This is a genomic window from Paenibacillus sp. CH40, from assembly GCF_024213605.1.
Classification (GTDB): Bacteria; Bacillota; Bacilli; order Paenibacillales; family Paenibacillaceae; genus Paenibacillus; species Paenibacillus polymyxa_B.
On sequence record NZ_JANAVQ010000012.1, the window covers coordinates 1 to 23,315 of the forward strand.

Genomic DNA, 23,315 nt, shown 5'->3' on the forward strand with positions numbered 1-23,315 from the left:
ACACGACCGTTAAGCCCTCCAGCGCCGATGGTACTTGGACCGCAGGGTCCTGGGAGAGTAGGACGTCGCCAAGCAACAAGTAAAGAGGATCATGATCTCGTTGAGATTATGATTCTTTTTTTGCATATACGTATATTTTAGAAATATCCTTACAAAAGGAAGGTAACATTTTTGTTACGGAATGTAGGAGTAAACCCTGTATAATATAGGTATTGAATCCCATACACACACGCTGCATTATTGCAGATTTATGCAAACTCCATCATAGGATTTTGTATAGTCAATCAGGCTGGTAAGGAGGGAAGATCATGCGGCGAAATAAATGGCTTGCTCTATTGGTGCTATTCAGTGTCGCTGTCGCGATTCTTACCGGGTGCGTGGAAGAGGAGCCTTCTTGGACATCGTTTGAGGGTGCTGCCAACGAGAAGACGTTTCCGGTTCCTAAAGAAGCTAGTAAAACCGATCGGGCCAGCAGTAATTCGGACATGGACTATGTTCGCTATGCACTGCCAGCGTTGAAGGAAAGTGATAGTCTACCTGCTCCTTATTTAGAAGAGATTGCAGCTTGGGGCTGGACTGAGGAACCGAATTTATCCACCTCGAATCAGAAGGTGTTTCAGAAAAATAAGCATATGGTGCATTTGTCTGTGCATGATGGTTCTTTTACTGTATTGGTTCCAAAAGACAGAAAGGCTGTTGTGAAGAGCAAAAGCGTGGATCTTAATTAGGGACACGGTTTTCAACCGAGTAAGTAGCATAGGATTTATTGTAGATCATATTTATAGTAAACTCAGCATATTGTATGCTGTGTATAATGATGAATGAAGAGATCGGATATGGGGAAGCACTCAGAACTGCCGTTGAGTAGGGAGTGGCTTCCTTTTATATATTTGCATGTTGATCAAATGCTCTACATGAATAACGAGGATAACGATGAGGAAAAGTTTACTTGATAAGAGAATAAAGCGATTTTAATTGTTAAGACACAAAAAAAAGGAGTAACCGTTTGAGGTTGCTCCTTTTTTATTGCTTCAGTCTAGATCGTTGGTAGGTTAGTTCAGACCTGAGTTTTCTATCTGTACGGATAATGAGTGATTAAATTTACTGTTGATAATATGAGGCATCTTCATCGGTAAACTTCAACATGCCGTCTTTTCTCTCGCCTGTAAGCCGACTGAGGATGTATAGACGCGGTGCAATAAGCCATAGATGCCAGAAGAGTAAGGATACAGTAAAGGCTGGTGGAGACCAGAGAATGAATACGGCTGATAAGCAGATACCGATCCAGAGGGTATGTATGTGCACACGACGAAAGATGCTATAGCCTATGTACTGGTCTGTCATATAGCCTAGCCAAGGTAATTTACGGTGGAATGCCCAGCGTTTGCGGAAGGATGTTCCGCCACCGATGTATAGGACAGATCGTGAGATTACGAAGTGTACCCATAAGGTTAGGAAAAAGGCAAGAGCAAACAAAAACACGCTAGTCCAGGAAAAGGCAAGAAGCAGAAAGAGAAGCATAATAACAGGCAGTGTGATATGACTCCATATTAGTTGACGCGGTATACTGATTTTTTTAATGAGCTTGTAGTGATAGTAGGTAGCTTTGGTTCCGGTTTCCTCTGTCATGCGAACAGTCCTTTCATTAATCTACTGCATCACAAGTGGCTTCCCGTCCACAGCCGGAAAAAGGGACGGTACTTCGCTCATGCCGCTTAAATAAGCATTTAATCGTTTTTGTAGAAATACAGAATGATCGACATCCAGTGTTAGCTAGCCTAGTCTATAATTACTGGAAAAGCTATCACTGATGAAGTGTTCAAGGGCTCCGATGAAAGGGTATCCATACATAAGAGCTTTTCTTATTATATCGGCATAGACGGCTGTTTTTTAAACATACGGGGTACAAACACCATAATGGCCCAGATGGAATATATATAGAGTATATCGTCGAACTGGGCTATGAAAAGGTTTAAAATAGTAGAAAGTGCCCCATACTAATAGTAAAAGAAACAAGGTGGGATGGATATGCATGATCAAGGCGGCCACCGCTGTATTATATGCGGGCAGCACAAGCATGAAGGCATTTTTATCGTTTCCGAGTTTATCTGTGATACGTGTGAAGCTGAAATGGTGCACACGGATGCAACTGATGCCAAATATCATTTTTTTATTGATCAACTAAAGCAAATCTGGGTACAGAAAAATGCATAATATCCTTTGCTAATTAGTCTTTGAAGGATTGGCATTCCAAGGTCTGTCGATACGGGCCTTTTTTTCTGTGAGTAAAAGTAGGATTCCGCTTGATTTTACGATAAAATAAGGTAGATATAAAGCTTTGTTTGGAAGGATTGCAGAATGATGGGGAAAAAGGCGGTACATGCACCATTAATGGAAGCTCTAATACGTTACCGGACTCAGGGCAATGCTTCTTTCCATGTACCCGGTCATAAAAATGGACAAGTATATGAGCATGAAAATATTGCATCTCTGTTGCAAGAAGTGATGTCTATTGATGCGACAGAAATTACTGGACTGGATGATTTGCATCACCCAGAAGATGTGATTCGTGAAGGGCAAGAGCTGGCTGCAAAGTGCTTTGGTGCTGAAGAGAGCTTTTGGCTCATTGGAGGAAGTACGGTCGGTAATTTGGCTATGATTTTAACTGTATGTACGGAGCCGGGAGATCTACTGCTGGTACAGAGAAATGTACACAAATCTGTCCTGAACGGTCTCATGCTGTCAGGGGCTAATGCGGTATTCCTAGATCCGGAAATAGATACACGAAGCGGGCTGGCGGTTGCCCCAACGACGGATACAATAAAAGCTGCACTGAAGGCCTATCCTTCGGCTAAAGGGGTGTTACTTACACTACCTAATTACTATGGGATGGGGCATGACCTGAAGGCAACGGCTAAGGCCTGTCATGCAGCCCATGTGCCGCTATTGATAGATGAGGCACACGGTGCCCATTATGGGCTGCATCCTCGTTTGCCAGCCTCTGCGCTATCCTGCGGGGCTGATGTAGTCGTCCAGTCGACACATAAAATGCTTCCAGCCATGACCATGGGGGCCATGTTACATGTGCAGGGAGAGAGAATCCATCGGGAACTGCTTCGTCAGCGTTTGGCGATGGTGCAAAGCTCTAGCCCTTCTTATCCGTTAATGGCTTCACTGGATTTGGCAAGATGGTATATAGAGGCGTATGGAACAGATGCTTTTACAGTGGGCTTAGCGGCGGCAGATGCTTTTAGAAAGGGCCTGGAGCAGCTCCCACGCTTTCGCTTGCTAGAACCTACACAGCAGGCACTAGAGGGAGAATATGCTCACAGGGGAATCTCTGAGGTCCTAGAAAGGGCTGATGAGGGAATAAGCGGATATTCAACCCAGGATCCTTTTAAATTGGTGCTGTATGATACATGGGGTATACTGGATGGGTTTGGACTCAAGCATGAGTTGGAGACTTATGGATGTACTCCAGAGATGAGTGACGAAAAACATGTTGTTTTATTGTTTACGTTAGGCTCTACGGCTAAGGATGCGAGTCACCTGTTGCAGGCTCTTGTGCATATAGATAATGATATAAGATTTAAGGAGACGGCTGGTGAGCCGGGGTCAACGGAAAAAGAGCAGCAAAGATTCGAATTAGATTTTTCCACGTGGAACAATGATAGAATGAAGGGATACTCTAGTCCGGTGCCGTTTGGGCTTCGACCGATTAGCCCGGATCAGATGGAGACCGTGCCTGTAGACGAATCCGCTGGCAGGGTAGCGACTGAAATGATTATCCCGTATCCTCCAGGTATTCCACTGCTATATGCAGGAGAAACGATTACAGAAGCGGTTGCATTGCGGATGAGTCGTCTACGTGAGCTGGGAGCCAAGTGGCACGGGGTAGCAGATGAAAGTATGCTTACAATTCGGGTATTCCGTTTACAATAAAGATTAGATACTAGAGACTTAACAAATACAGAAGACTGAATAAAAGAAGCATACGTAGCCTATGGGTGACTTTTATTTTTCAGGCAGGAAAGCAGGGAATAACATGAATCGCAAAGGCATTTTTATCACACTGGAGGGGGGAGACGGCTCCGGTAAAACAACTATGATTCAACGGCTGGCGAAGTTTATGGAGGAAGAAGGCTATCCAGTCATCACGACGAGGGAGCCGGGTGGCATCGAAATTTCCGAAAAGATTCGTTCTATCATTTTGGACCCTGCTCATACCAGTATGGATGCTCGAACAGAGGCACTTTTATACGCGGCGGCGCGGCGTCAGCATTTGGTGGAGAAGGTAAAGCCGGCTATTGAACAGGGAGCTATCGTATTATGTGATCGTTTTGTGGATAGTAGCTTGGTCTATCAAGGATTTGCAAGAGGGATCGGAATTGAAGAGGTAGCTTCAATTAATCGCTTCGCGGTGGATGATTGGGAGCCGGATGCCACATTTTATCTGGATATTGAGCCCGAATTGGGATTGGCAAGAATTAATGCGTCACGAGGAGCAGAAATGGACCGCCTCGACATGGAGAGTATATCGTTTCACCATAAGGTGCGAGAGGCATATTTGGAGTTGGCTCGCAAATTTCCAGAGCGAATTACAATTGTTGATGCATCTCCGGCGCCAGAGCAGGTGGAGCAAGTATTGAAGGATTTGCTGAAAAAGCGGTTTGTTCAGAATTTTAGCATATAATTGTCGAAGGATATACGGTAAAATTGAGCTAGGGACAAGGTTGTCTCTAATATGACTTGAAGGAGGAATACAGGATGAAGCTGATTATTGCGATTGTACAGGATAAGGACAGTAACAGATTATCCAGCGGACTGGTGAAAGCTAATTTCCGTGCTACTAAATTGGCGAGCACAGGAGGATTTCTGCGTGCTGGTAATACGACATTTATGATCGGTGTTGATGACAATCAGGTGGACTCATTAATGAACGTCATTCGCAGCAGTTGCAAGGTTCGTGAACAGCTGGTCACACCCGTTACCCCTATGAGCGGGACGACGGATTCCTATTTACCGTTGCCTGTTGAAGTCCAGGTGGGTGGAGCGACGGTATTCGTGATGCCTGTAGACCGTTTCGAGCATTTCTGAATCTACACAATAGGGCCTATTCTGCCGATATGATAGGGGAATCGCCTGTATCTTCTCACATGATGAGAGTGAGGGCAGATCCACTAAAACGGTAGCGCTACAGCGCAGTTCCCGGAAAGCCGAAGAAACCCTGAGTTCTAGATTGAACTGTTCATGAAGGGGGAAAGTGGAAGCATCCGGGGAGAAAGCAGGTTTATATGAAAATAAATCCGGGCTATCGCCCTTTACAAAGTACATTGTCTACAAATGAAATGAGTGCAAAGCCAATTCAGCCCAAGAGCTTCTCCGACGTTATGCAGCAAAATGGGGAGCAAGCTTCGCAGGAGGAATTGAATCGGCGCTTTAAGGAAATACAAATGCAGGGAGATCGTCTTGCACGTTCAATGACGATTCGTGAGCTGAAGGCCTATAAGATGTTGGTTAAACGGTTTTTGGAAGATACCGTTCGGCGAGGCGTGTCCATGAAGGACACGAAGGGCTGGGATCGCCGGGGACGCAGCAAACGTTATAAGCTGATAGATGAAGTGGATGAGCTGTTGCTCAAAATGGCGGATGAGCTGCTCGAAACCGAGCAAGGCAAGATTGAGCTTTTGCAAGGGGTCGGTGAGATCAGAGGATTGCTAATTAATCTCTCATTTTAATGTAGACTTATGTTATAAATGAATACAGACGGGCTGTTGCCACGAAGAAATAATCTGCTTGCTGATCATGCTGGCAGATTATTTTTGACTATGTACATGCCCGGAAGAACAACGATTTGTTGAGGGATCACAGTTGTTTTCAGTGGAGAAAGTGAGGAAATATGTCTTTTCAACATATAATGGGCCAGGATGTAGCCAAAAAAATGCTGCAAAGTGCACTACGGAATCATACGGTCAACCATGCCTATGTTTTTAGCGGGCCGCCGGGAAGCGGGCAGATGAACATGGCGCAGATCTTTGCTAAGGCTTTATTTTGTGAGCGACAGACGGATGATGCATGCGGGGAGTGTTTGTCATGCCGCAAGGTAGAGCACGGGAATCATCCAGATTTGCATATTGTAGAGCCCGATGGAGCTACGATTAAAATTGATCAGATTCGTGGGCTTCAACGTATATTTTCTTACAAATCTGAAAGCTCCAATCCGAAGGTATATATCATTCGGCAGGCGGATACCATGACAGTGCAAGCTGCTAATAGCCTACTTAAATTTTTGGAGGAGCCCCAGATTCCAGTGGTCGGCATACTCATTTCTGAAAATGGACAGGCGTTGCTGCCTACGATTCAATCACGGACGCAGCAGGTCCCTTTCCACGCTTTACAGCCGGAGGTGATGATGCAGGCATTAATTGGGGAAGGCTATACAGCAGGGCTTGTCCGGTCGGTCGTTCATATTGCTTCAGGACTGGAATCATGTAGAGAAATTCTCCAGCAGAATTGGTTTGCAGAAATTAGAAACGTAGTGTTACAATTAGTGAAGGAGTCCATGAGTCGGGGGAGCTCGTCTATTATTCTGGCTCAACAGAAGATTTTTAAAACTGGACTTTCTGAACACCTGGATATTCTGTTTCATCTGTTTCATTTGTGGTTTAAGGATATGCTTCATTTCCGTTACGGAAGGCACGAAAGCATTGTTTTCATAGATCATTTGGAGTCCGTCTCCAAATTGGCAATCACCCGCAGCACGGAACAATGGGTCTCTTATATGGATTTGGCCGCGAATTGCAGGAAGAAGCTCCGTTTTCACGTCAACGGGCAATTATGCGTGGAGCAGCTTCTGATTGGGTTGTCCGATACAAGCGGTTCTATCACCGGCTAACAGGAAGGCGCGCTTGTTCCACTCTGCACAATCCGCGACGCCAGGTTCCCGGTTTGTGCGACAGTGAGACTTCAATTGCGGCCATTCGTACAATGTCGGCTTCAAATGAGGTTTAGTGGCATACAAGGGGGTTAATTTTTGTATAGTGTAGTGGGTGTCCGTTTCAAGAAGGCGGGCAAGACTTATTATTTTGATCCGCTGGATCTTCCAGTGGAGAAAGAAAACTGCGTCATTGTAGAGACCGCGCGCGGTATTGAATATGGCAAGGTTGTAGTGGGCAAAAAAGAGGTAAATGATTCGGATGTTGTCCTGCCCTTAAAAAAAGTCATTCGTATTGCTGGGGATGATGACGCTCTTGTTGTAGAAGAGAATAAATTGGCGGCCAAGGATGCATTCGGCACGTGTTTAAATAAAATTAAAGACCATGGCCTTAAAATGAAGCTGGTAGATGTAGAATTTACATTTGACCGAAATAAGATCATTTTTTATTTTACGGCAGAGGGTCGGGTGGATTTTCGAGAGCTTGTAAAGGACTTGGCCAGTATTTTTCGTACACGGATCGAGCTGCGGCAGATCGGCGTACGGGATGAGGCTAAAATGCTTGGCGGAATCGGACCTTGTGGACGTATTCTGTGTTGCTCCTCATGGCTGGGGGATTTTGAGCCGGTATCTATTAAGATGGCGAAGGATCAGAGTTTGTCGCTGAATCCGACGAAGATTTCCGGGTTGTGCGGGAGATTGATGTGCTGTCTCAAGTTTGAACATGATAACTACGAAAGCATGCGAGAAGAGCTACCTCAGGTGGGTAAGATGGTTATCACCTCTTTGGGAGAAGGTAAAGTCGTAGGTGTGAATGCAGGTCATCGCACGGTGCATGTTCAACTATTTGAGATCAGTAAGGTCAAGGAACTTCCAATGGACGATGTAGTCGTCAAGTAAACCATTAGGTTGCTTCGGGGTGGAAACTTGGATAAATTAAATGTTTTTGCGCGTATTCACGAAATGGAAACCCAAATGGGACAGTTGCATAGCGATCTGGGTGAATTGAAACTGGCAGTAAAAGAGCTGCTGGAGGAAAATCAACGACTAACGATTGAAAACGAACAGGTGCGCAAGATGCTCAAACGTGAAACCTCTGGAGAAGAAAAGACGGCAAACAAGCCGAAGCTTCCTCCTCCGATCGTCATTAAGGATGAAGGGCAAACGGGTGAGGTCGTGGGCGAAGGCTACGACAATCTAGCGAGGCTGTATCATGAAGGCTTTCATATATGCAACGTGTATTACGGACATTTGCGAACGGAAGGCGATTGCCTCTTCTGTCTGTCATTTTTGAATAAATAAAAACAAGCCGTAGGAGCAAGATGCCTACGGCTTTTTTGTAAGGAAGTATGAGTGAAAAGCGATTTTGGTTATAAAAGATGGGAGAGCACTATGTACGAAAATGAAAAGAAGTCGGAACGAATTGATGATCTGCTTTCACATAATTTGCGTATTATCCAAAGTGATGAAGTATTCAGTTTCTCAATGGACGCGGTCTTGCTGGCACGTTTTGCCGGTATTCCGCAGCGTGGAAAGATTCTGGATCTGTGTACTGGCAATGGGGTTGTCCCGCTGTTGCTAACGACACGAACAAAGGCGTCTATTGAAGGAATTGAGATTCAACCACGTTTGGCAGATATGGCTAGACGTAGTGTCAGCTTGAATGGATTAGAAGCAGCAATCCAGATTCGGGAAGGGGACCTACGTGAGCTGGTTCACACCACGGGACATGGTGTTTATGATGCGATTACCGTGAACCCCCCCTATATGCCGCTAAATGGTAGCGATATCAAGCTGAATCCTCACCAGGCAATTGCTCGTCATGAAGTGAACTGCACACTCGAAGAAGTCATTCAGGCATCCACCCGGCTTGTCCGTAATGGGGGAAAGGTATCTATGGTTCATCGCCCGCAGCGGCTGGGTGAGATTATAACCTTGATGCGTAAACATAGTTTGGAACCCAAACGAATACGTTTTGTTCACCCACGAGTTCATATGGAAGCCAATATGGTCCTGGTTGAAGCATTACGTGACGGCAAACCGGAGGTTCGTTTGTTGCCTCCGCTCATTGTATATCAGGAAAATGGGAATTATACTCAGGAAATAAGAGATATCTATGGAGAAGTAAGCAAGGGGGATTCTGTGTGAAAGCAGCTGTACAAAAAAGCTTTAGTACCAGTGAAGAAGAACGGGGAAAGTTGTATCTTGTTGCGACACCTATTGGAAATCTGGACGATATGACCTTTAGGGCGATTAACACCTTAAAATCATGTAGTATTATCGCTGCTGAAGATACACGGCAGACACGCAAACTGCTCACTCATTTCGAAATTACACCGGATATGCTCTTCAGTTATCATGAACATAATAAGGCTGCTAGTGGGCCTGAACTGATACGTTATATAATAGAAGGAAAAAATTTGGCACTGGTTAGCGATGCAGGTCTACCGGCCATTTCTGACCCTGGTTCGGATCTGGTCAAACTGGCACTGGAAGCGGAAATTAGCGTCATTCCTATCCCAGGAGCAAATGCGGCACTATCGGCTTTAATTGCCTCAGGACTGGATACAGAAAGGTTCACCTTCGCTGGCTTTCCACCACGGGAGAAAAAGGACCTAGAGAAGCTGTTGCTATCGTTTCAGGTATCTCACGGCACAATTATTTTTTATGAATCGCCTCATCGTATTGTGAAGACATTGATGGTGTTGAAGGAAACATTAGGTTCACGCAAAGTGGTGCTTGCGCGTGAGCTGACCAAGCTGCATGAGGAATGGGTGCGGGGAACCGTGGAGCAATGCCTTGCTAAACTAGAGGAGAATCCGCCGATTGGTGAATATTGTCTGGTGGTTGAAGGGAAAGACGAAGAGGAAGAGGAACAGGAACGTCAGGCATGGTGGCAGTCTTTATCTTTGGAGTCCCACGTCGCACATTATGAGGCAGAGGGACTCACACGCAAGGATGCAATGAAGCGTACAGCCACAGATCGTTCAATCTCCAAGAGAGATGTTTACAACGCACTCTTATGAATATCTGCCTAAACAAAAAAGGGCCTTCCAACGGTTGGGTTCAAACCGTGGAAGGCAACAAGGAGTATATATGAAAAAGGTTAGAATTAACAATATCTGATAAGTCTATTATATACTAAAATTCTCAGTTTGTCACAGGTGTTGGGATTTCAGAAATGCAATCTTGGCAAACAATTTTTCCTTTGAAGTAAATTACGTTCTCAGCATTGCCGCAGAAGATACAAGCTGGCTCGTATTTTTTAAGCATGATGCGTTCGCCATCAACATAAATTTCCAAAGCGTCTTTCTCTCCGATTCCCAGGGTACGGCGCAATTCGATTGGAATAACAACACGTCCGAGCTCGTCAACTTTTCTTACAATACCAGTGGATTTCATCATAATAAATCAGGCTCCTCTCGCCGTTTAAAATAATATAAGTGTCATGATTCGACAAAATTTTCTCTTTTCTGATATTTACTATACCAACGATTCCCAAAACAGTCAACCTTAAAAATGTAGTAACAGTCTGATTATGCAAAAGTATTTAGATTAAAGAGCTTTACTTGTGTGTATTGCCTTATCTCATTGATGATTTATTCAGTTTGTCGATTTGGAAATGTCGAAAAACTATAATTCGACATATTACGACAAAGAATGTCGAATGAGGGAAACCATTTAGGATTTTATTGTATTTTAATCCATTATTCCGAATATTAAAGGAGCTGATATCTTGCACCAGCCACTCAGTGAAGAAAAAGTTTTTAAAGACCCGGTACATAATTACATCCATGTTCAGGATACTGTGATATGGCGGTTGATCAACACGCCGGAGTTCCAACGTTTACGGCGCATACGGCAGTTAGGAACGTCGTATCTTACGTTTCATGGAGCGGAGCATAGCCGGTTTTCACACTCATTGGGCGTATATGAGATTACGAGAAGTATTATTTCTCAATTTGAACGTGGAGATTTCCCGGATTGGCCGAAGGAGGAAAGACTGGTTGCTCTGTGTGCAGCTCTATTGCATGATGTGGGGCACGGCCCATTTTCTCATTCAATTGAGGAAGCCTTTCATATGAACCATGAGGATTGGACATGCCGCATTGTACTGGGAGACACGAAGATCAACGCCGTGCTACGGCAAGTCGACGAGAAGCTTCCACAAAAGGTGGCTGCGGTTATAGCCAAAACGTATGATAAACCGATTGTTGTCAACCTGGTAACCAGTCCGCTAGATGCCGATCGTATGGATTATTTGTTGCGGGATGCTCACTCGACAGGTGTCAACTACGGCACGATTGATTTGGATCGTATTTTACGACTGCTGCGTCCTCATAATGGGAGAATTGTTGTGAAGGAATCAGGTATGCATGCAGTAGAAGATTATTTAATGTCACGCTACCAGATGTATTGGCAAATTTATTTTCATCCTGTAACACGCAGCTCGGAAATCCTTTTACGTAAAATTTTCAAGCGAGCAAAGGAATTGTTTAAAAACGGATATGAGTTTGGATTTCTGCTGGACCCGTTGCCGGATCTGTTGAAAGGAGATCTTACAGTAGAGCAATATCTGATGCTTGACGAGTCATTAATCCAGACCGTATTTAGCCAGTGGAAACGAGAAAAGGACGAGATTTTAAGTGATTTGAGCAGCCGGTTTATGGACCGTAGATTGTATAAATATGTAGAGATTGAAAATATGGATACAGATACCATTGACAGTATTCGAGAAGCTTTGAAAGAGGCCGGTTTGCACCCTGAATATGATTTTGAAATTGATTTTCCGACAGATCTTCCTTATGATGTGTTTCGGCAGGGTGGCTCGACGGACAACCAGATTTTGCTGCTTGGACGTCAGGGCGAGGTGAGTGAAATATCCGAAGTTTCGGAAATTGTGCGCTCAATAAGTGGTATTCACCGAGGGAAATATCATATGTATTTTCCCCAGAATAAATTGAACGCGGTAAAAGACAGGCTTCCTGCCGAAATAAGGAATTATTTTGTCAAAGAATAGACAACTATATAGAAATGTAAGTAAAAAAAGGAGATGTAAACCTTGGATTTATTCGACACTCATACTCACTTGGATGCGCCACAATTTGACGAAGATCGTGAAGAAGTTATAGCACGTGCTGTCGAATCAGGAGTAACGCGGATGATCAATATCGGATTTAATCGTGAGACCATTCCATCCACCATGAAATTGGCCGAGACGTATGATTTTATTTATGCGGCAGTTGGATGGCACCCACAGGATGCTATTACAATGCAGGAGGGCGATCTAGAATGGATTGCATCGTTATGCAGTCATAAAAAGGTTGTAGCCATCGGGGAGATCGGTCTGGATTATTACTGGGATACATCACCGAAGGATGTGCAGCATCGGGTGTTTCGAAATCAAATTGGTCTGGCTCGTGAGCTCAAGATGCCCATTGTTATTCATAACCGGGATGCACATGAAGATATTGTTAAGATTTTGCGCGAGGAAAAAGCGAGTGAGATTGGTGGAGTCATGCACTCCTTTTCGGGTAGCTGGGAGACAGCCAAAATGGTGCTGGATATGGGATTTCACCTTTCCTTCGGTGGTCCAATAACGTTCAAAAATGCCAAGCAGCCAAAAGAGGTGCTCGCACAGGTGCCGCTGGACCGTCTGCTCATTGAAACTGATGCTCCCTATCTGACGCCTCATCCGTTTCGTGGGAAGCGAAATGAGTCTGCACAGGTGAGACTGGTAGCAGAGGCTGCAGCCCAAATCAAAGGGATTACAGTGGAGGAAGTAGTGTCAATAACGACCCGAAATGCCCTGGAACGATTTTACATTCAATGAAAAAGTGAAGAAATCGATCAAAATAAAGAGATAGACGAAGCTAATCATGAATTTGTTGCAGGAAACTCGAGAATATTACAATATTTTAACCGAATATTTTAAAAAATGTACTTGAAACCTGCTTTACAACATGCATAGAAACAGGATATCATCTTTTCAGTGAATTGTTGTTTGAATGTAAACATCAACAAGTCATTTCATGAACCAGTCTCGCTGAGTCCCTTTTACAGGGAACGGGGGAACCGATATGGCTTACAGTACGTCCGGCGTATGTGCAAGAAGGGAACGTCTCTTCCGCCAGCCGGCTCGACCTAAATTCTTTTCCCGGATGGGATTGAACAGGTGGAGGAGCCGTATTTCGATTTCTTTCTGGGTCTTCGGGGTGAATGTGAAGGCGACCGCCATGAGCGGTTGACCCAAGCTAGGGCGACTCTCTACGTCCGAACCCGACAGCTAACCCCGTAAGCGTAACAAGAGAGAAGCCATCTCGTGCATGAGTTTTCCCGCATATTCACACATGCCGGAAGCCACGAAAGAGCTCTCTAGTCTCTTTCTCTGGCTTTTTTTGTTGTGAATAAAAGAAAATCTGTCATCATACTGTGGTTAAACAGGGGAGGACAGCATGCCGCGAAGACGGGTACATGGTGCAGGACAGTCGTAGTTTGGGCTTGTCTTGTAGAAAATCTGTTATAGTCACGTCAAATCTCAACTATGTCTTACTCCAGACGGCGGGCTATGTAAGGAGGACGGAGGAAATGGGCATTTTCCAAAAAAAGGATACCCATGAGTCACGCTCATCCAGCATGTCTTACGTATTGCGTTGGAAGCAAGAGAATGTGCGCCAGGCTGCTTTGGTTGCTATTTTTCTAATCGCGCTAACGATTATGATTTCAATTCTGATGTACACGCAATCTAAAAAACAAGTCTTTTTTGTCATCGATGGCAAGGCGTCTGCGGTAGAAACCCGGGAATCCATGCTTCAAGATTTGCTGAGCGAGCATTCCATTTCACTTCAGCCGCATGATACAGTTTCCATGCCGCTAAATGGAGCAATACAGGATGGCGATCGCGTAGTCATTAAACGTGCCAATCAGGTTAAAGTATCTTCAGGCAATGAGACGAAAAAGCTGTACACAACAGAAAATACAGTAGAAGGTGCCATTCGTACCTCGGGCTATAAATTATCATCAACGGATAAAGTTTATCCTGCGTTGGATGCCTCTGTTTCGTCTAACATGGACATAAAAATCGTCCGTGTGAAGAAACAGCAGGTCGAACAGAAAAAACAGGTGCCTTATCAGGTCATCAAAACGGCCGATCCGAGTCTTTATAAAGGCGATAATCGGGTCATTCAAAGCGGCAAATCGGGTGTGGTCGTCCAGCACGTTCAAAAGGTATATCATGATGGAAAGTTGGTATCCAAACAGCTGGTTAACAAGGAAGTTGCACAGAACCGTGTGGATAAAGTCATTGCGGTAGGAACGAAGAAAAAACCGGTCGTTCTTGCTGCTTCCGTCGGTCCCAATGATGCGGTTAAGGCAACAACGGTTAGTTCGGGCAGTGCTGTCCGTAAAGCAGGCGTAAATTTTAAATATAGCAAAGTTTTACAAAATGTCTCCATGACGGCGTATTCCTCACAGGAGCCAGGTATCGGTACACGTACTGCATCCGGCGCACGTGTCACGGAAGGACGCACCATCGCGGTCGATCCGAGTATAATTCCAATCGGCTGGTGGGTGTACATCGAAGGGGTGGGCTTCCGTCGTGCGGAGGATACCGGTGGCGCGATTAAAGGCCACAAAATCGATGTGTATTATGAGAGTTTGAGCCGAGCCAACCAATTTGGTCGTAAGCACGGTAAAACCGTATATGTTATCGGACCGGTAAAGCCTGAAATCAACTAAAACAGGTTGTGTATGTTGAGGGCAATGCGATAGTATTAACAACATAGTTATGCCATGCTAAGAAGAGGATATCCTCTTCTTATTTTGTTTTCAAAAGCAGGGAAAGATAAATATAGCTTGCTGTGTAGCAGTGGAGGGAAACGCAAATGATCAAGGAAGTGATCGTGGTAGAGGGCCGGGATGATACGGTGGCCATTCGCCGCGCTGTTGAAGCGGATACGATAGAAACTGGCGGCTCCGCCATTAATAAAATGACGCTGCGTAAAATTGCATTGGCGCAGGAGCGGCGGGGGGTCATCATTTTAACCGATCCCGATCATGCAGGGGAGCGCATCCGTAAGATTATCGCTTCCAAGGTACCCGGCTGCAAGCAGGCCTTTATACCCGAGGCAGAAGCGACGCGTAAAGGAGATATTGGCGTGGAGAATGCCTCACCAGAAGCGATCAGACACGCTCTTGCACGGGTCCATACGACAGTGGAAGGCGCCGACCCGCTGATTGAGTGGGCGGACCTGATTGATGCTGGACTCATCACCCATCCCAATGCTGCTGCACGCCGTATGGCCTTAGGGAATGTGCTGGGTATTGGTTATTGTAACGGAAAGCAGCTACATAAACGGCTCTCTGTATTTCAGATCAGCCGCGAGGAATTTGCCGGGGCGCTGGCACAAATTGAAAGTGAAGGATTGTGATGTCCGTATGACAGGGATTCAAGATATAGCAACACCGCGGCGTACGAAGGAAATTATTCAACGGCACGGTTTTTCGTTCAAAAAGAGTTTGGGACAAAATTTCCTGATTGATCAAAATATTCTCAATAAGATTGTAAATGCTGCTGGATTGGATGAGACGAAGGGTGCACTTGAGATCGGTCCTGGGATTGGCGCTTTGACCGAGAAGCTGGCTCAATCGGCCAAGGCAGTTACCGCTGTCGAGATTGACCAGCGGCTGCTGCCAATTCTCGAAGAGGTGTTGGCCCCTTACGAGCATGTGAAGGTACGTCATGGAGACGTGCTGAAGCTGGATTTGCGAGAGGTGTTCGCAGCCGATTTTGCAGACGTGAGTAAAGTAAGTGTCGTGGCTAATCTGCCGTACTATGTTACCACACCGATTCTGATGAGGCTGCTGGAGGACAAGCTCCCTCTGGAGAATATCGTCGTTATGATCCAAAAAGAAGTGGCTGAGCGCATGGCTGCGTCTCCTGGAACGAAGGATTACGGCAGTCTGAGCATTGCAGTGCAATATTACAGCGAACCTGAATTAGTCTGCACTGTGCCGAATACAGTATTTATTCCCCAGCCAAATGTGGAGTCTGCAGTCATCCGGCTGCGTGTACGGGAAGCCCCTCCGGTGGAAGTGGTGGATGAGAAGCACTTCTTTGAAGTGGTTCATGCTGCTTTTGCCCAGCGTCGTAAAACCATTTCCAATAACTTAAAAAGCCGTTTCTTCACCAAAGAGAACAGGGACACGCTGGAGCCGCTGTTGCAACAAGCTGGTATTGAACCCTCCCGTCGAGGAGAAACGCTAAGTATTGAGGAATTTGCGCGTCTCAGCGCTGTGCTGTTGGAGGCAGGTATATCCTAAGCTGGAACCAAACTGTGCATTCACCCATACGATATAGGAGGGGTGATACAGTGTGATGAGTTTAGGAGACTTGGTCGTTCGGAAATCGTACGGCGGAGATGTCACGTTTCGTGTTGAGGACATCCAGCGGGATAAAGCGATCATTAAGGGAATAGAATTTCGGCTGCTGGCCGATTCCCCGGTGAACGATCTGGTCAGAGTGCCTGCAGACCAGATTAGTGGTAAGACTCAGCAGGCCCACATTAAGGCTGGTGAGTCTCTTAATCTGTTGCAACGGGCACGCCAGCAGCAAGCTGCTCGTAGTCAGGCAGCTCTGGTAGGGGACTGGAGTGATCCGGTTGAGTCAACGTATTTTGAAATGCCGGGAAAGGTTCTTCACCTGGATGGAGATCCCAGCTATCTGAAAAAATGTCTCAGTTTATATGAACAGCTCCGTGTTCCTGCAGAGGGACATCACGTTCACGAATCGGCAATGGCAGACACGTTGTACCGACTGCTTCCTCGTATCCGTCCGGATATCGTAGTCATTACTGGACATGACGGTGTGCTGAAGCAGCCACAGCCTTACGATTTGTACAGCTTGAAAAGTTATAAAAATTCGCAAAATTTTGTGGCGGCAATTCAGGTAGCAAGACAATATGAACGTCATCTGGATTCGCTGACGATTGTAGCGGGAGCGTGCCAGTCCCATTTTGAGGCGCTGCTACGTGCGGGAGCGAACTTCGCCAGCTCACCAGGGCGTATCCTGATTCACGCGCTGGACCCCGTATACGTGGCTGCCAAGGCGGCCTTTACTTCGATCCGTGATACGGTCAACATGGGGGACCTGTTTCACCAGACAATCAGTGGCAGTCGTGGAGTGGGTGGAATTGAAACTAGGGGAAGCTATCGCATCGGCCTGCCGAAGCTTGAAAATTTATCAACGCTTAAAGTAACGCCTTCCGCAATCTAGGATTCAAATGTGCCAATAGGATTAACCTGAGCAAAAAGCCTCTGCTTTCAGAGGCTTTTTGTCATTTTTTATATAAATTATTCCTGTTCGCAAAAAATTAAATTGACAACTTATTTTTCGTGTTGTTATAATATTTAGCTTGATTTGACAATCCCTCTAAAATTCGTTATAATGGACAAGGAAAGAGGTGGTCGTTAGGCAATGGCTAAAAATACGCTGTTGGAAATCAAACGCAGTCTCGACGCACATGTAGGGCAAAAAATTTTGCTGCGGGCTAACGGCGGACGCCGTAAGACCGTCGAACGAACTGGTGTCTTGGAAGAAACGTACCCTTCTGTTTTTATCGTCAAGCTGGATCAGGAGCAACAGACGTTTAAACGTGTCTCCTACAGCTATGCTGACATTCTTACCGAGTCGGTAGAAGTCAGCGTATATGATCCCGACTCCCATACAAGTGTAGTCGAATATTTTGAAACACCTTAATTGATTTCGTGATTTATACCAGCTTTGCAGGTTTAACGACGGCTTCGTCATTTCAAATGACGGGGCCGTTTTGTATATACAGAGCAGGATGAAGCATGACATCTCTGCACATACTAAGCCGGGAATGATCTTCCTTATTCCATTGCCGAAGGAGGCGTATGTATGAGCCGAAGAAGACGGAGTGTCATGTCGGAGGAGCTAAAGTACGAGTTGGCCAAAGATCTTGGATTTTACGACACGGTCAAGGAAGAAGGCTGGGGAGGCATTAAAGCCAAGGATGCGGGCAATATGGTCAAGCGGGCTATCCAACTTGCCGAGCAGGCAGCTTCCCGCAAATCGTAGCTATCGGTGGTGCTGATGAAAAGCGGGGATATCCGGGATTAGACCGGGTCATCTCCGCTTTTTTGAACCTCATGACTTGACACGCTGAGTCTGATATAATATGTTAAGCTGTCTTGAGGGAAAAGTTGAAGGTGGGTGAACGCCTTGAAAATATATGAAAAAGCACCGGCGAAAATCAATTTAATGCTTGATGTTCTACGTAAGCGGGACGATGGTTATCACGAGGTCGAAATGATTATGACCATGGTCGATCTGTCTGACCGATTGACGATGTCTGAGTTACCGCGTGATACCATTATTATTTCAAGTCAAGCTGGGTACATACCATTGGATGAAAAGAACTTGGCTTTTCAGGCTGCTCGTCTGATCAAAGAACGTTATAACGTGTCTACGGGCGTCCACATTCATCTGGATAAGCATATCCCGGTGGCGGCAGGGTTGGCAGGTGGAAGTAGTGATGCTGCCGCAGCGCTGCGTGGATTGAACAAGCTATGGAAGCTTGGTATCTCGGATGCCGAATTAAGGGTGCTGGGTGCGGAACTGGGCTCAGATGTACCTTTCTGTATTACAGGGGGTACAGCTTTAGCAAGTGGACGCGGAGAACTGCTCAAGCCACTTCCGAATCCGCCACAATGCTGGGTGATCCTTGCGAAGCCGCCGATTAATGTATCGACGGCTGAAGTGTATGGTCGTGTCAAAGCAGATCAGATTGCGCACCACCCGTCTGCCCGCCAGATGGAGCATGCGATCCATAACGCTTCTTTTACCGATGTATGCGACGCGCTGGGGAATGTACTTGAGGATGTAACACTAAAGCTGTATCCAGAGGTAGAGCATCTTAAAAACTCCATGATCCGCTTAGGAGCAGACGGTGTGCTGATGTCAGGTAGCGGACCTACAGTGTTCGGACTGGTATCGAAGGAAGCCAAAGTGCCACGGATTTACAATGGACTAAGAGGGTTTTGTAAAGATGTGTATGCAGTACGACTTTTGACCTGATTTTAGATATTTCTTTCATATTATAGTGGTAATTGTTGTACAAATACGTACGAAGATGATATATTTACTATTAAATATTCGGATTTTACTATATCACTTACATTCCGCCAGCAACCGGCCAGTCCGCCGGTGCTTTTACTGTACAAAGCGGGCGGCAGGAGAATAGATCGCGAGGAATTGTTGTGAAAAAACTTAAAAGAAGCTCACGTTTGGTGGAAATGACGCAATTTTTGTTGTCACGGCCGCATACGCTGGTGCCTCTTACTCATTTTGCGGATCGCTACGGGGCAGCTAAGTCCTCCATAAGCGAGGATCTGGCCATCATCAAGGAAGTTTTTGAGGATGAGGGCACTGGCGAGCTTCTGACACTGGCGGGAGCGGCAGGGGGCGTGAAACTGATCCCGAGGCTTTCCAAGCAGCATGCGCTTGCGTTTGCGAACGACCTGTGTGCGCAACTGGAGCAGCCTGACCGCATATTACCGGGAGGATACCTGTATTTGTCCGATTTGCTGGGCCAACCTGCGATGATGAACGAAGCTGGTAAAATATTCGCGACCGCTTTTGCCAATCGTCAGATTGATGTGGTTATGACGGTGGAGACCAAGGGTATTCCACTTGCCTATGCAACTGGAGCACAGCTGAATTTGCCAGTCGTCCTCGTACGGCGTGATCATCAGGTGACAGAAGGCTCGGCTGTAAGTATTAATTATGTTTCAGGATCACAAAAGAGCCTGCATACAATGTCTTTATCCAGACGTGCGATGCGTGAGAAATCGCGTGTGCTCATCGTAGATGATTTTATGAAGGCCGGTGGCACGATTCAGGGGATGGTCGACTTGCTGGCTGAGTTTGATGCTGAGGTGGCCGGTGTAGGTGTGCTGGTAGAATCGGGTGAGGTGGAGAACGAAGAGCGCCTGCTGCACGATTATATTTCACTGGCGAATCTGACCGCAGTCGATTCTCGAAGCAAGCAAATTACGGTCAAGCTGGGCAATTATTTTGATGAGTGAACAGGGCAGTAAATTGTCACAATCCATCATAAAATACCTAAATATGTCGAAAAGAAATCTTTTCAAAAAAATTACCTGAATTTAGGATACGAATTACCGAAAAAAAGAAGGATTTCGAACTGCTGTGTGGAATGTATACACCAAGTCCTATTTGGAAAAAGGTGGTGAAACACACATGCAGATTACGGATGTTAGACTCCGCCGAGTGAACTCAGAAGGAAGAATGAAGGCGATTGCATCCATTACGATTGATAACGAGTTTGTTGTTCATGACATCCGAGTTATCGACGGTAATAACGGGATGTTCGTAGCTATGCCAAGCAAACGAACTCCAGACGGAGAGTTTCGCGATATCGCTCACCCGATATCTTCAGGAACCCGTGAGAAGATCCAAGCTGCTGTATTAACTGAGTACGAACGTGCAGCTGTGGATGAAGAAGTTGCTATTGAAGAAGGCGCTTAATTCGCCTAAAGCAGGATTGGGGAACAAAAGAAAAAGAGAGCCACTAACTGTGGCTCTCTTTTCTTTTTGTCTGGAATGAGATATATTCTTTAGTGAGTTAACAGTCAGTTTTAAGGCAACTTGGAGCCATCCGGGCTGCCGAAGCGGCTTTTTCATAAGACAGGGACTAGGCAGCGATGCGTCCCGGGGATGAATGTCCAGCACAAGCTGGCCTGAAAAAATAGCCATTAACCAAAGGTTCGCCGTTATTTTTCAGGAGGATTGTGAAAAGTTAAGCAAAATCTGATCTGGGAATTAACGTTTTAGCCAAGGGGTAACTGTTATTTTCAGGATAGGAGGTTGGACTTGTTGGAAAGGTTGGCAGTCATTCTTGCCGCAGGGCAGGGAAAACGTATGAAATCCAAATTATATAAAGTTCTGCATCCGGTGTGCGGAAAACCGATGGTCGGGCATGTGCTCGACACGGTTCGTGAAATCGGTGTGTCCCGAAGCGTAGTCGTCGTGGGTCATGGAGCAGAGGCGGTACAGTCTTATTTGGGACCGTCGGCAGAATATGCGCTTCAGGCTGAGCAGTTGGGAACGGGCCATGCTGTCAAGCAAGCCAAGGACTTGCTCGGTCAGGAAAAAGGTACAACCATTGTCATTTGTGGGGATACTCCTTTGATCACAGCGGAAACGCTGGAGGGCTTGGTGCAACTGCACGAGAGCCGTGGGGCGGCTGCGACGATTCTGACCGCTGAGTTGGACGACCCGAAAGGATATGGACGAGTTATTCGTGATGCTTCCGGGGCCGTGCTCAAGATCGTGGAACAGAAAGATTGTTCACCTGAGGAAGATGCTGTCCGGGAGATCAATACGGGAACGTACTGCTTTGACAATGCCAAGCTGTTTGCAGCGCTGGACAAGGTAACGAACACCAATGCACAGCAGGAATATTACCTAACAGATGTCATTGGTATTTTGCATGGTGAAGGTGAGCAGGTTGAGGCGTATTTGACAGATGATGTGTCTGAATCCATCGGTGTTAACGACAGAGTGGCTTTGTCGATAGCTGAAGGCTATATGCGTGAGCGCATTGTTCGCAAGCATATGCTGAATGGTGTCACTGTCATTGATCCGTCTTCTACCTATATCGGGAGCGAGGTTGTTATTGGTTCCGATACGGTACTGTATCCGAACACATGGCTGCATGGTCAAACACAAATCGGAGAAGATTGTGTGATTGGTCCACAGGCTGAGATTCAGAATACGATTATCCATTCAGGCGCAACGGTAAAACATTCGGTGTTGAACGAAGCGGAAGTGGGAAGCAGTACATCTGTGGGGCCGTTTGCTTATCTGCGTCCAGGCGCGAAGCTTGGCGAACATGTGAAAATTGGTGATTTTGTTGAGGTGAAAAATGCGACCATTGGAGATCATTCCAAGGTGTCTCATTTGAGCTATGTCGGTGATGCTAAGGTGGGTACAAACGTAAATATTGGCTGCGGGGCAATAACGGTCAATTATGATGGATATAATAAATCCATTACAGAAATTGAAGACGATGCCTTTATTGGCAGCAACGTGAATCTGATCGCCCCGATTAAGATTGGAAAAGGTGCTTATGTTGTAGCAGGCTCCACTGTAACACATGCTGTCCCTGATAACGATCTGGCCATTGCCAGACCACGTCAAGAGAACAAAGCCGGATATGCGGACAAAATCCGCGCACGTGCCAAAGCGAAGAAGAAAAGATCGGAATGACCTTAATCAGCAAGCTGTTGAATCTGTAATGAATGAACCAGCACGGAGGGTTTCTATTAATGACTTATTGCGATTCCAAACTCAAAATATTTACTTGTAACTCCAATCCGAAGTTAGCCCACCAGATTGCGGACTACATCGGCATCCCAATGGGGGAATCCCATACCACATCGTTTAGTGACGGTGAAATCCAGGTTAAGCTGTCGGAAAGCGTACGCGGCTGCCATGTGTATATTGTGCAGTCAACTTGTCTGCCGGTTAACGACAACTTGATGGAGTTATTGGTTATGATTGATGCACTTAAACGCGCTTCTGCCAAAAGTATCAATGTCGTTATGCCATATTACGGTTACGCTCGTCAGGATCGTAAGGCTCGTTCACGCGATCCGATTACAGCGAAGCTTGTCGCTAACTTGATTGAAAAAGCGGGAGCTCACCGCGTAATCAGCATGGATTTGCATGCGATGCAGATTCAGGGATTCTTTGATATTCCAGTAGATCATATGTTGGGAGCGCCAATTCTGGCCCAATATTTCCGTTCCAAGCAAATTGAGAACCCGATTGTCGTTTCACCCGATCATGGCGGGGTTGTTCGTGCGCGTAAGCTGGCGGACTTCCTGAGTGCGCCGCTAGCTATTATTGATAAGCGTCGTCCAGAGCCAAATGTCAGTGAAGTGATGAACATCATCGGGAACATTGAGGGTAAAACGGCTATTTTAATTGATGATATCATTGATACAGCCGGAACGATTGTATTAGGTGCAAATGCGCTTAAAGAAGGCGGCGTAAAAGATGTGTATGCGTGTTGTACACATGCTGTGCTGTCCGGTCCTGCTATGGAAAGACTGGAGAATTCACCATTAAAAGAGGTGGTTGTGACGGATACAATCCCGATCGTTCACCCGAATCCGACAAGCAAGCTGAAGGTATTGTCTGTGGCTCCATTAATGGGAGAAGCTATCATCCGTGTGCATGAAGAATTGTCGATCAGCAAACTGTTTGAAATCGAATAAGCGCTGGCTCATTAAAAAAGGGGTTGCCTTTTCCATATGGAAAAGGTAACCCCTA

General features: G+C 45.9%; 26 protein-coding genes, 1 rRNA gene and 1 riboswitch. Of the genes, 25 read left to right on the plus strand and 2 right to left on the minus strand.

Annotated features, from left to right (window positions below):
• Together rrf and NLX73_RS23195 are read left to right on the plus strand one after the other, a co-directional pair.
• Nucleotides 1–74, plus strand: a 5S ribosomal RNA gene (gene rrf, locus NLX73_RS25250); the annotation flags it as partial.
• A gap of 234 nt (nt 75–308) precedes the next feature.
• Nucleotides 309–728 carry a hypothetical protein gene (locus NLX73_RS23195; protein ID WP_013308104.1) on the plus strand — a complete coding sequence of 140 codons (420 nt, stop codon included), beginning with the start codon at nt 309–311 and terminating at the stop codon, nt 726–728.
• 373 nt (nt 729–1,101) lie between these two features.
• On the opposite strand, the gene NLX73_RS23200 is transcribed toward NLX73_RS23195, so the two are convergent.
• On the minus strand, nt 1,102–1,629 hold the full coding sequence (locus NLX73_RS23200; protein WP_061831832.1) for a hypothetical protein: 528 nt from the start codon (nt 1,627–1,629) through the stop codon (nt 1,102–1,104).
• A 399-nt stretch (nt 1,630–2,028) separates the two neighbouring features.
• Between NLX73_RS23200 and NLX73_RS23205 the strand changes: the two genes are divergently transcribed.
• The 10 genes from NLX73_RS23205 to rsmI all read left to right on the plus strand — a co-directional run bounded on the left by NLX73_RS23205 (nt 2,029) and on the right by rsmI (nt 9,960).
• Complete coding sequence (locus tag NLX73_RS23205) at nt 2,029–2,214, plus strand: sigma factor G inhibitor Gin (RefSeq protein WP_023986422.1); 186 nt, start codon at nt 2,029–2,031, stop codon at nt 2,212–2,214.
• Nucleotides 2,215–2,358: 144 nt separating this feature from the next.
• Nucleotides 2,359–3,942 carry an aminotransferase class I/II-fold pyridoxal phosphate-dependent enzyme gene (locus tag NLX73_RS23210; protein WP_254327481.1) on the plus strand — a complete coding sequence of 528 codons (1,584 nt, stop codon included), beginning with the start codon at nt 2,359–2,361 and terminating at the stop codon, nt 3,940–3,942.
• 103 nt (nt 3,943–4,045) lie between these two features.
• On the plus strand, nt 4,046–4,693 hold the full coding sequence (tmk, locus tag NLX73_RS23215; protein WP_013308107.1) for a dTMP kinase: 648 nt from the start codon (nt 4,046–4,048) through the stop codon (nt 4,691–4,693).
• Nucleotides 4,694–4,767: 74 nt separating this feature from the next.
• Nucleotides 4,768–5,097, plus strand: a complete 330-nt coding sequence (locus NLX73_RS23220; RefSeq protein WP_007427998.1) for a cyclic-di-AMP receptor — start codon at nt 4,768–4,770, stop codon at nt 5,095–5,097.
• A 197-nt stretch (nt 5,098–5,294) separates the two neighbouring features.
• Nucleotides 5,295–5,738 (plus strand): YaaR family protein, encoded by a 444-nt coding sequence (locus tag NLX73_RS23225; RefSeq protein WP_013308108.1) that lies wholly within the window; start codon nt 5,295–5,297, stop codon nt 5,736–5,738.
• A gap of 161 nt (nt 5,739–5,899) precedes the next feature.
• Nucleotides 5,900–6,895, plus strand: a complete 996-nt coding sequence (holB, locus tag NLX73_RS23230) for a DNA polymerase III subunit delta' (protein WP_023986424.1) — start codon at nt 5,900–5,902, stop codon at nt 6,893–6,895.
• A 138-nt stretch (nt 6,896–7,033) separates the two neighbouring features.
• Nucleotides 7,034–7,834 carry a PSP1 domain-containing protein gene (locus tag NLX73_RS23235; RefSeq protein WP_013308110.1) on the plus strand — a complete coding sequence of 267 codons (801 nt, stop codon included), beginning with the start codon at nt 7,034–7,036 and terminating at the stop codon, nt 7,832–7,834.
• A gap of 27 nt (nt 7,835–7,861) precedes the next feature.
• Nucleotides 7,862–8,236, plus strand: coding sequence for a DNA replication initiation control protein YabA (gene yabA / locus NLX73_RS23240; protein ID WP_025722558.1), 375 nt, complete (start codon nt 7,862–7,864; stop codon nt 8,234–8,236).
• A 90-nt stretch (nt 8,237–8,326) separates the two neighbouring features.
• Entirely contained in the window at nt 8,327–9,082 is a 756-nt protein-coding gene (locus tag NLX73_RS23245; RefSeq protein WP_254327482.1) for a tRNA1(Val) (adenine(37)-N6)-methyltransferase, read from the plus strand.
• The gene (rsmI, locus tag NLX73_RS23250; protein WP_053324314.1) at nt 9,079–9,960 is read left to right on the plus strand and encodes a 16S rRNA (cytidine(1402)-2'-O)-methyltransferase; all 882 of its coding nucleotides are present in this window, start codon (nt 9,079–9,081) and stop codon (nt 9,958–9,960) included. The genes NLX73_RS23245 and rsmI overlap by 4 nt, the downstream gene beginning before the upstream one ends.
• Before the next feature lie 124 nt (nt 9,961–10,084).
• Here rsmI and NLX73_RS23255 read toward each other — a convergent pair whose 3' ends face one another.
• Nucleotides 10,085–10,339, minus strand: a complete 255-nt coding sequence (locus NLX73_RS23255; RefSeq protein WP_007428005.1) for an AbrB/MazE/SpoVT family DNA-binding domain-containing protein — start codon at nt 10,337–10,339, stop codon at nt 10,085–10,087.
• A 331-nt stretch (nt 10,340–10,670) separates the two neighbouring features.
• On the opposite strand from NLX73_RS23255, the gene NLX73_RS23260 reads away from it, so the two are divergent.
• From NLX73_RS23260 to NLX73_RS23320, 13 genes are all read left to right on the plus strand, one after another.
• Entirely contained in the window at nt 10,671–11,954 is a 1,284-nt protein-coding gene (locus NLX73_RS23260; protein WP_165179748.1) for an HD domain-containing protein, read from the plus strand.
• 42 nt (nt 11,955–11,996) lie between these two features.
• Nucleotides 11,997–12,767 carry a TatD family hydrolase gene (locus tag NLX73_RS23265; RefSeq protein ID WP_254327483.1) on the plus strand — a complete coding sequence of 257 codons (771 nt, stop codon included), beginning with the start codon at nt 11,997–11,999 and terminating at the stop codon, nt 12,765–12,767.
• A gap of 201 nt (nt 12,768–12,968) precedes the next feature.
• A riboswitch (cyclic di-AMP (ydaO/yuaA leader) is annotated at nt 12,969–13,251 on the plus strand.
• 271 nt (nt 13,252–13,522) lie between these two features.
• Entirely contained in the window at nt 13,523–14,671 is a 1,149-nt protein-coding gene (locus NLX73_RS23270) for a resuscitation-promoting factor (RefSeq protein WP_254327484.1), read from the plus strand.
• Between the two features lie 146 nt (nt 14,672–14,817).
• On the plus strand, nt 14,818–15,363 hold the full coding sequence (rnmV, locus tag NLX73_RS23275; protein ID WP_013308117.1) for a ribonuclease M5: 546 nt from the start codon (nt 14,818–14,820) through the stop codon (nt 15,361–15,363).
• A gap of 7 nt (nt 15,364–15,370) precedes the next feature.
• Complete coding sequence (gene rsmA, locus NLX73_RS23280; RefSeq protein ID WP_103049272.1) at nt 15,371–16,255, plus strand: 16S rRNA (adenine(1518)-N(6)/adenine(1519)-N(6))-dimethyltransferase RsmA; 885 nt, start codon at nt 15,371–15,373, stop codon at nt 16,253–16,255.
• Between the two features lie 55 nt (nt 16,256–16,310).
• A complete protein-coding gene (gene yabG / locus NLX73_RS23285) occupies nt 16,311–17,207 on the plus strand; it encodes a sporulation peptidase YabG (protein WP_061831846.1) in 897 nt (298 codons plus the stop codon).
• A gap of 201 nt (nt 17,208–17,408) precedes the next feature.
• Nucleotides 17,409–17,690, plus strand: a complete 282-nt coding sequence (veg, locus tag NLX73_RS23290) for a biofilm formation stimulator Veg (RefSeq protein ID WP_013308120.1) — start codon at nt 17,409–17,411, stop codon at nt 17,688–17,690.
• 162 nt (nt 17,691–17,852) lie between these two features.
• Complete coding sequence (locus NLX73_RS23295; protein WP_007428013.1) at nt 17,853–18,032, plus strand: small, acid-soluble spore protein, alpha/beta type; 180 nt, start codon at nt 17,853–17,855, stop codon at nt 18,030–18,032.
• A gap of 144 nt (nt 18,033–18,176) precedes the next feature.
• Nucleotides 18,177–19,031, plus strand: a complete 855-nt coding sequence (gene ispE / locus NLX73_RS23300; protein WP_165179749.1) for a 4-(cytidine 5'-diphospho)-2-C-methyl-D-erythritol kinase — start codon at nt 18,177–18,179, stop codon at nt 19,029–19,031.
• Nucleotides 19,032–19,213: 182 nt separating this feature from the next.
• The gene (gene purR / locus NLX73_RS23305) at nt 19,214–20,041 is read left to right on the plus strand and encodes a pur operon repressor (RefSeq protein WP_013308122.1); all 828 of its coding nucleotides are present in this window, start codon (nt 19,214–19,216) and stop codon (nt 20,039–20,041) included.
• A gap of 175 nt (nt 20,042–20,216) precedes the next feature.
• Entirely contained in the window at nt 20,217–20,504 is a 288-nt protein-coding gene (spoVG, locus tag NLX73_RS23310; RefSeq protein WP_007428016.1) for a septation regulator SpoVG, read from the plus strand.
• Nucleotides 20,505–20,849: 345 nt separating this feature from the next.
• A complete protein-coding gene (gene glmU, locus NLX73_RS23315; protein ID WP_081330709.1) occupies nt 20,850–22,247 on the plus strand; it encodes a bifunctional UDP-N-acetylglucosamine diphosphorylase/glucosamine-1-phosphate N-acetyltransferase GlmU in 1,398 nt (465 codons plus the stop codon).
• A gap of 59 nt (nt 22,248–22,306) precedes the next feature.
• Nucleotides 22,307–23,260 carry a ribose-phosphate diphosphokinase gene (locus NLX73_RS23320; RefSeq protein WP_013308125.1) on the plus strand — a complete coding sequence of 318 codons (954 nt, stop codon included), beginning with the start codon at nt 22,307–22,309 and terminating at the stop codon, nt 23,258–23,260.
• The last annotated feature ends 55 nt before the right edge of the window (nt 23,261–23,315 follow it).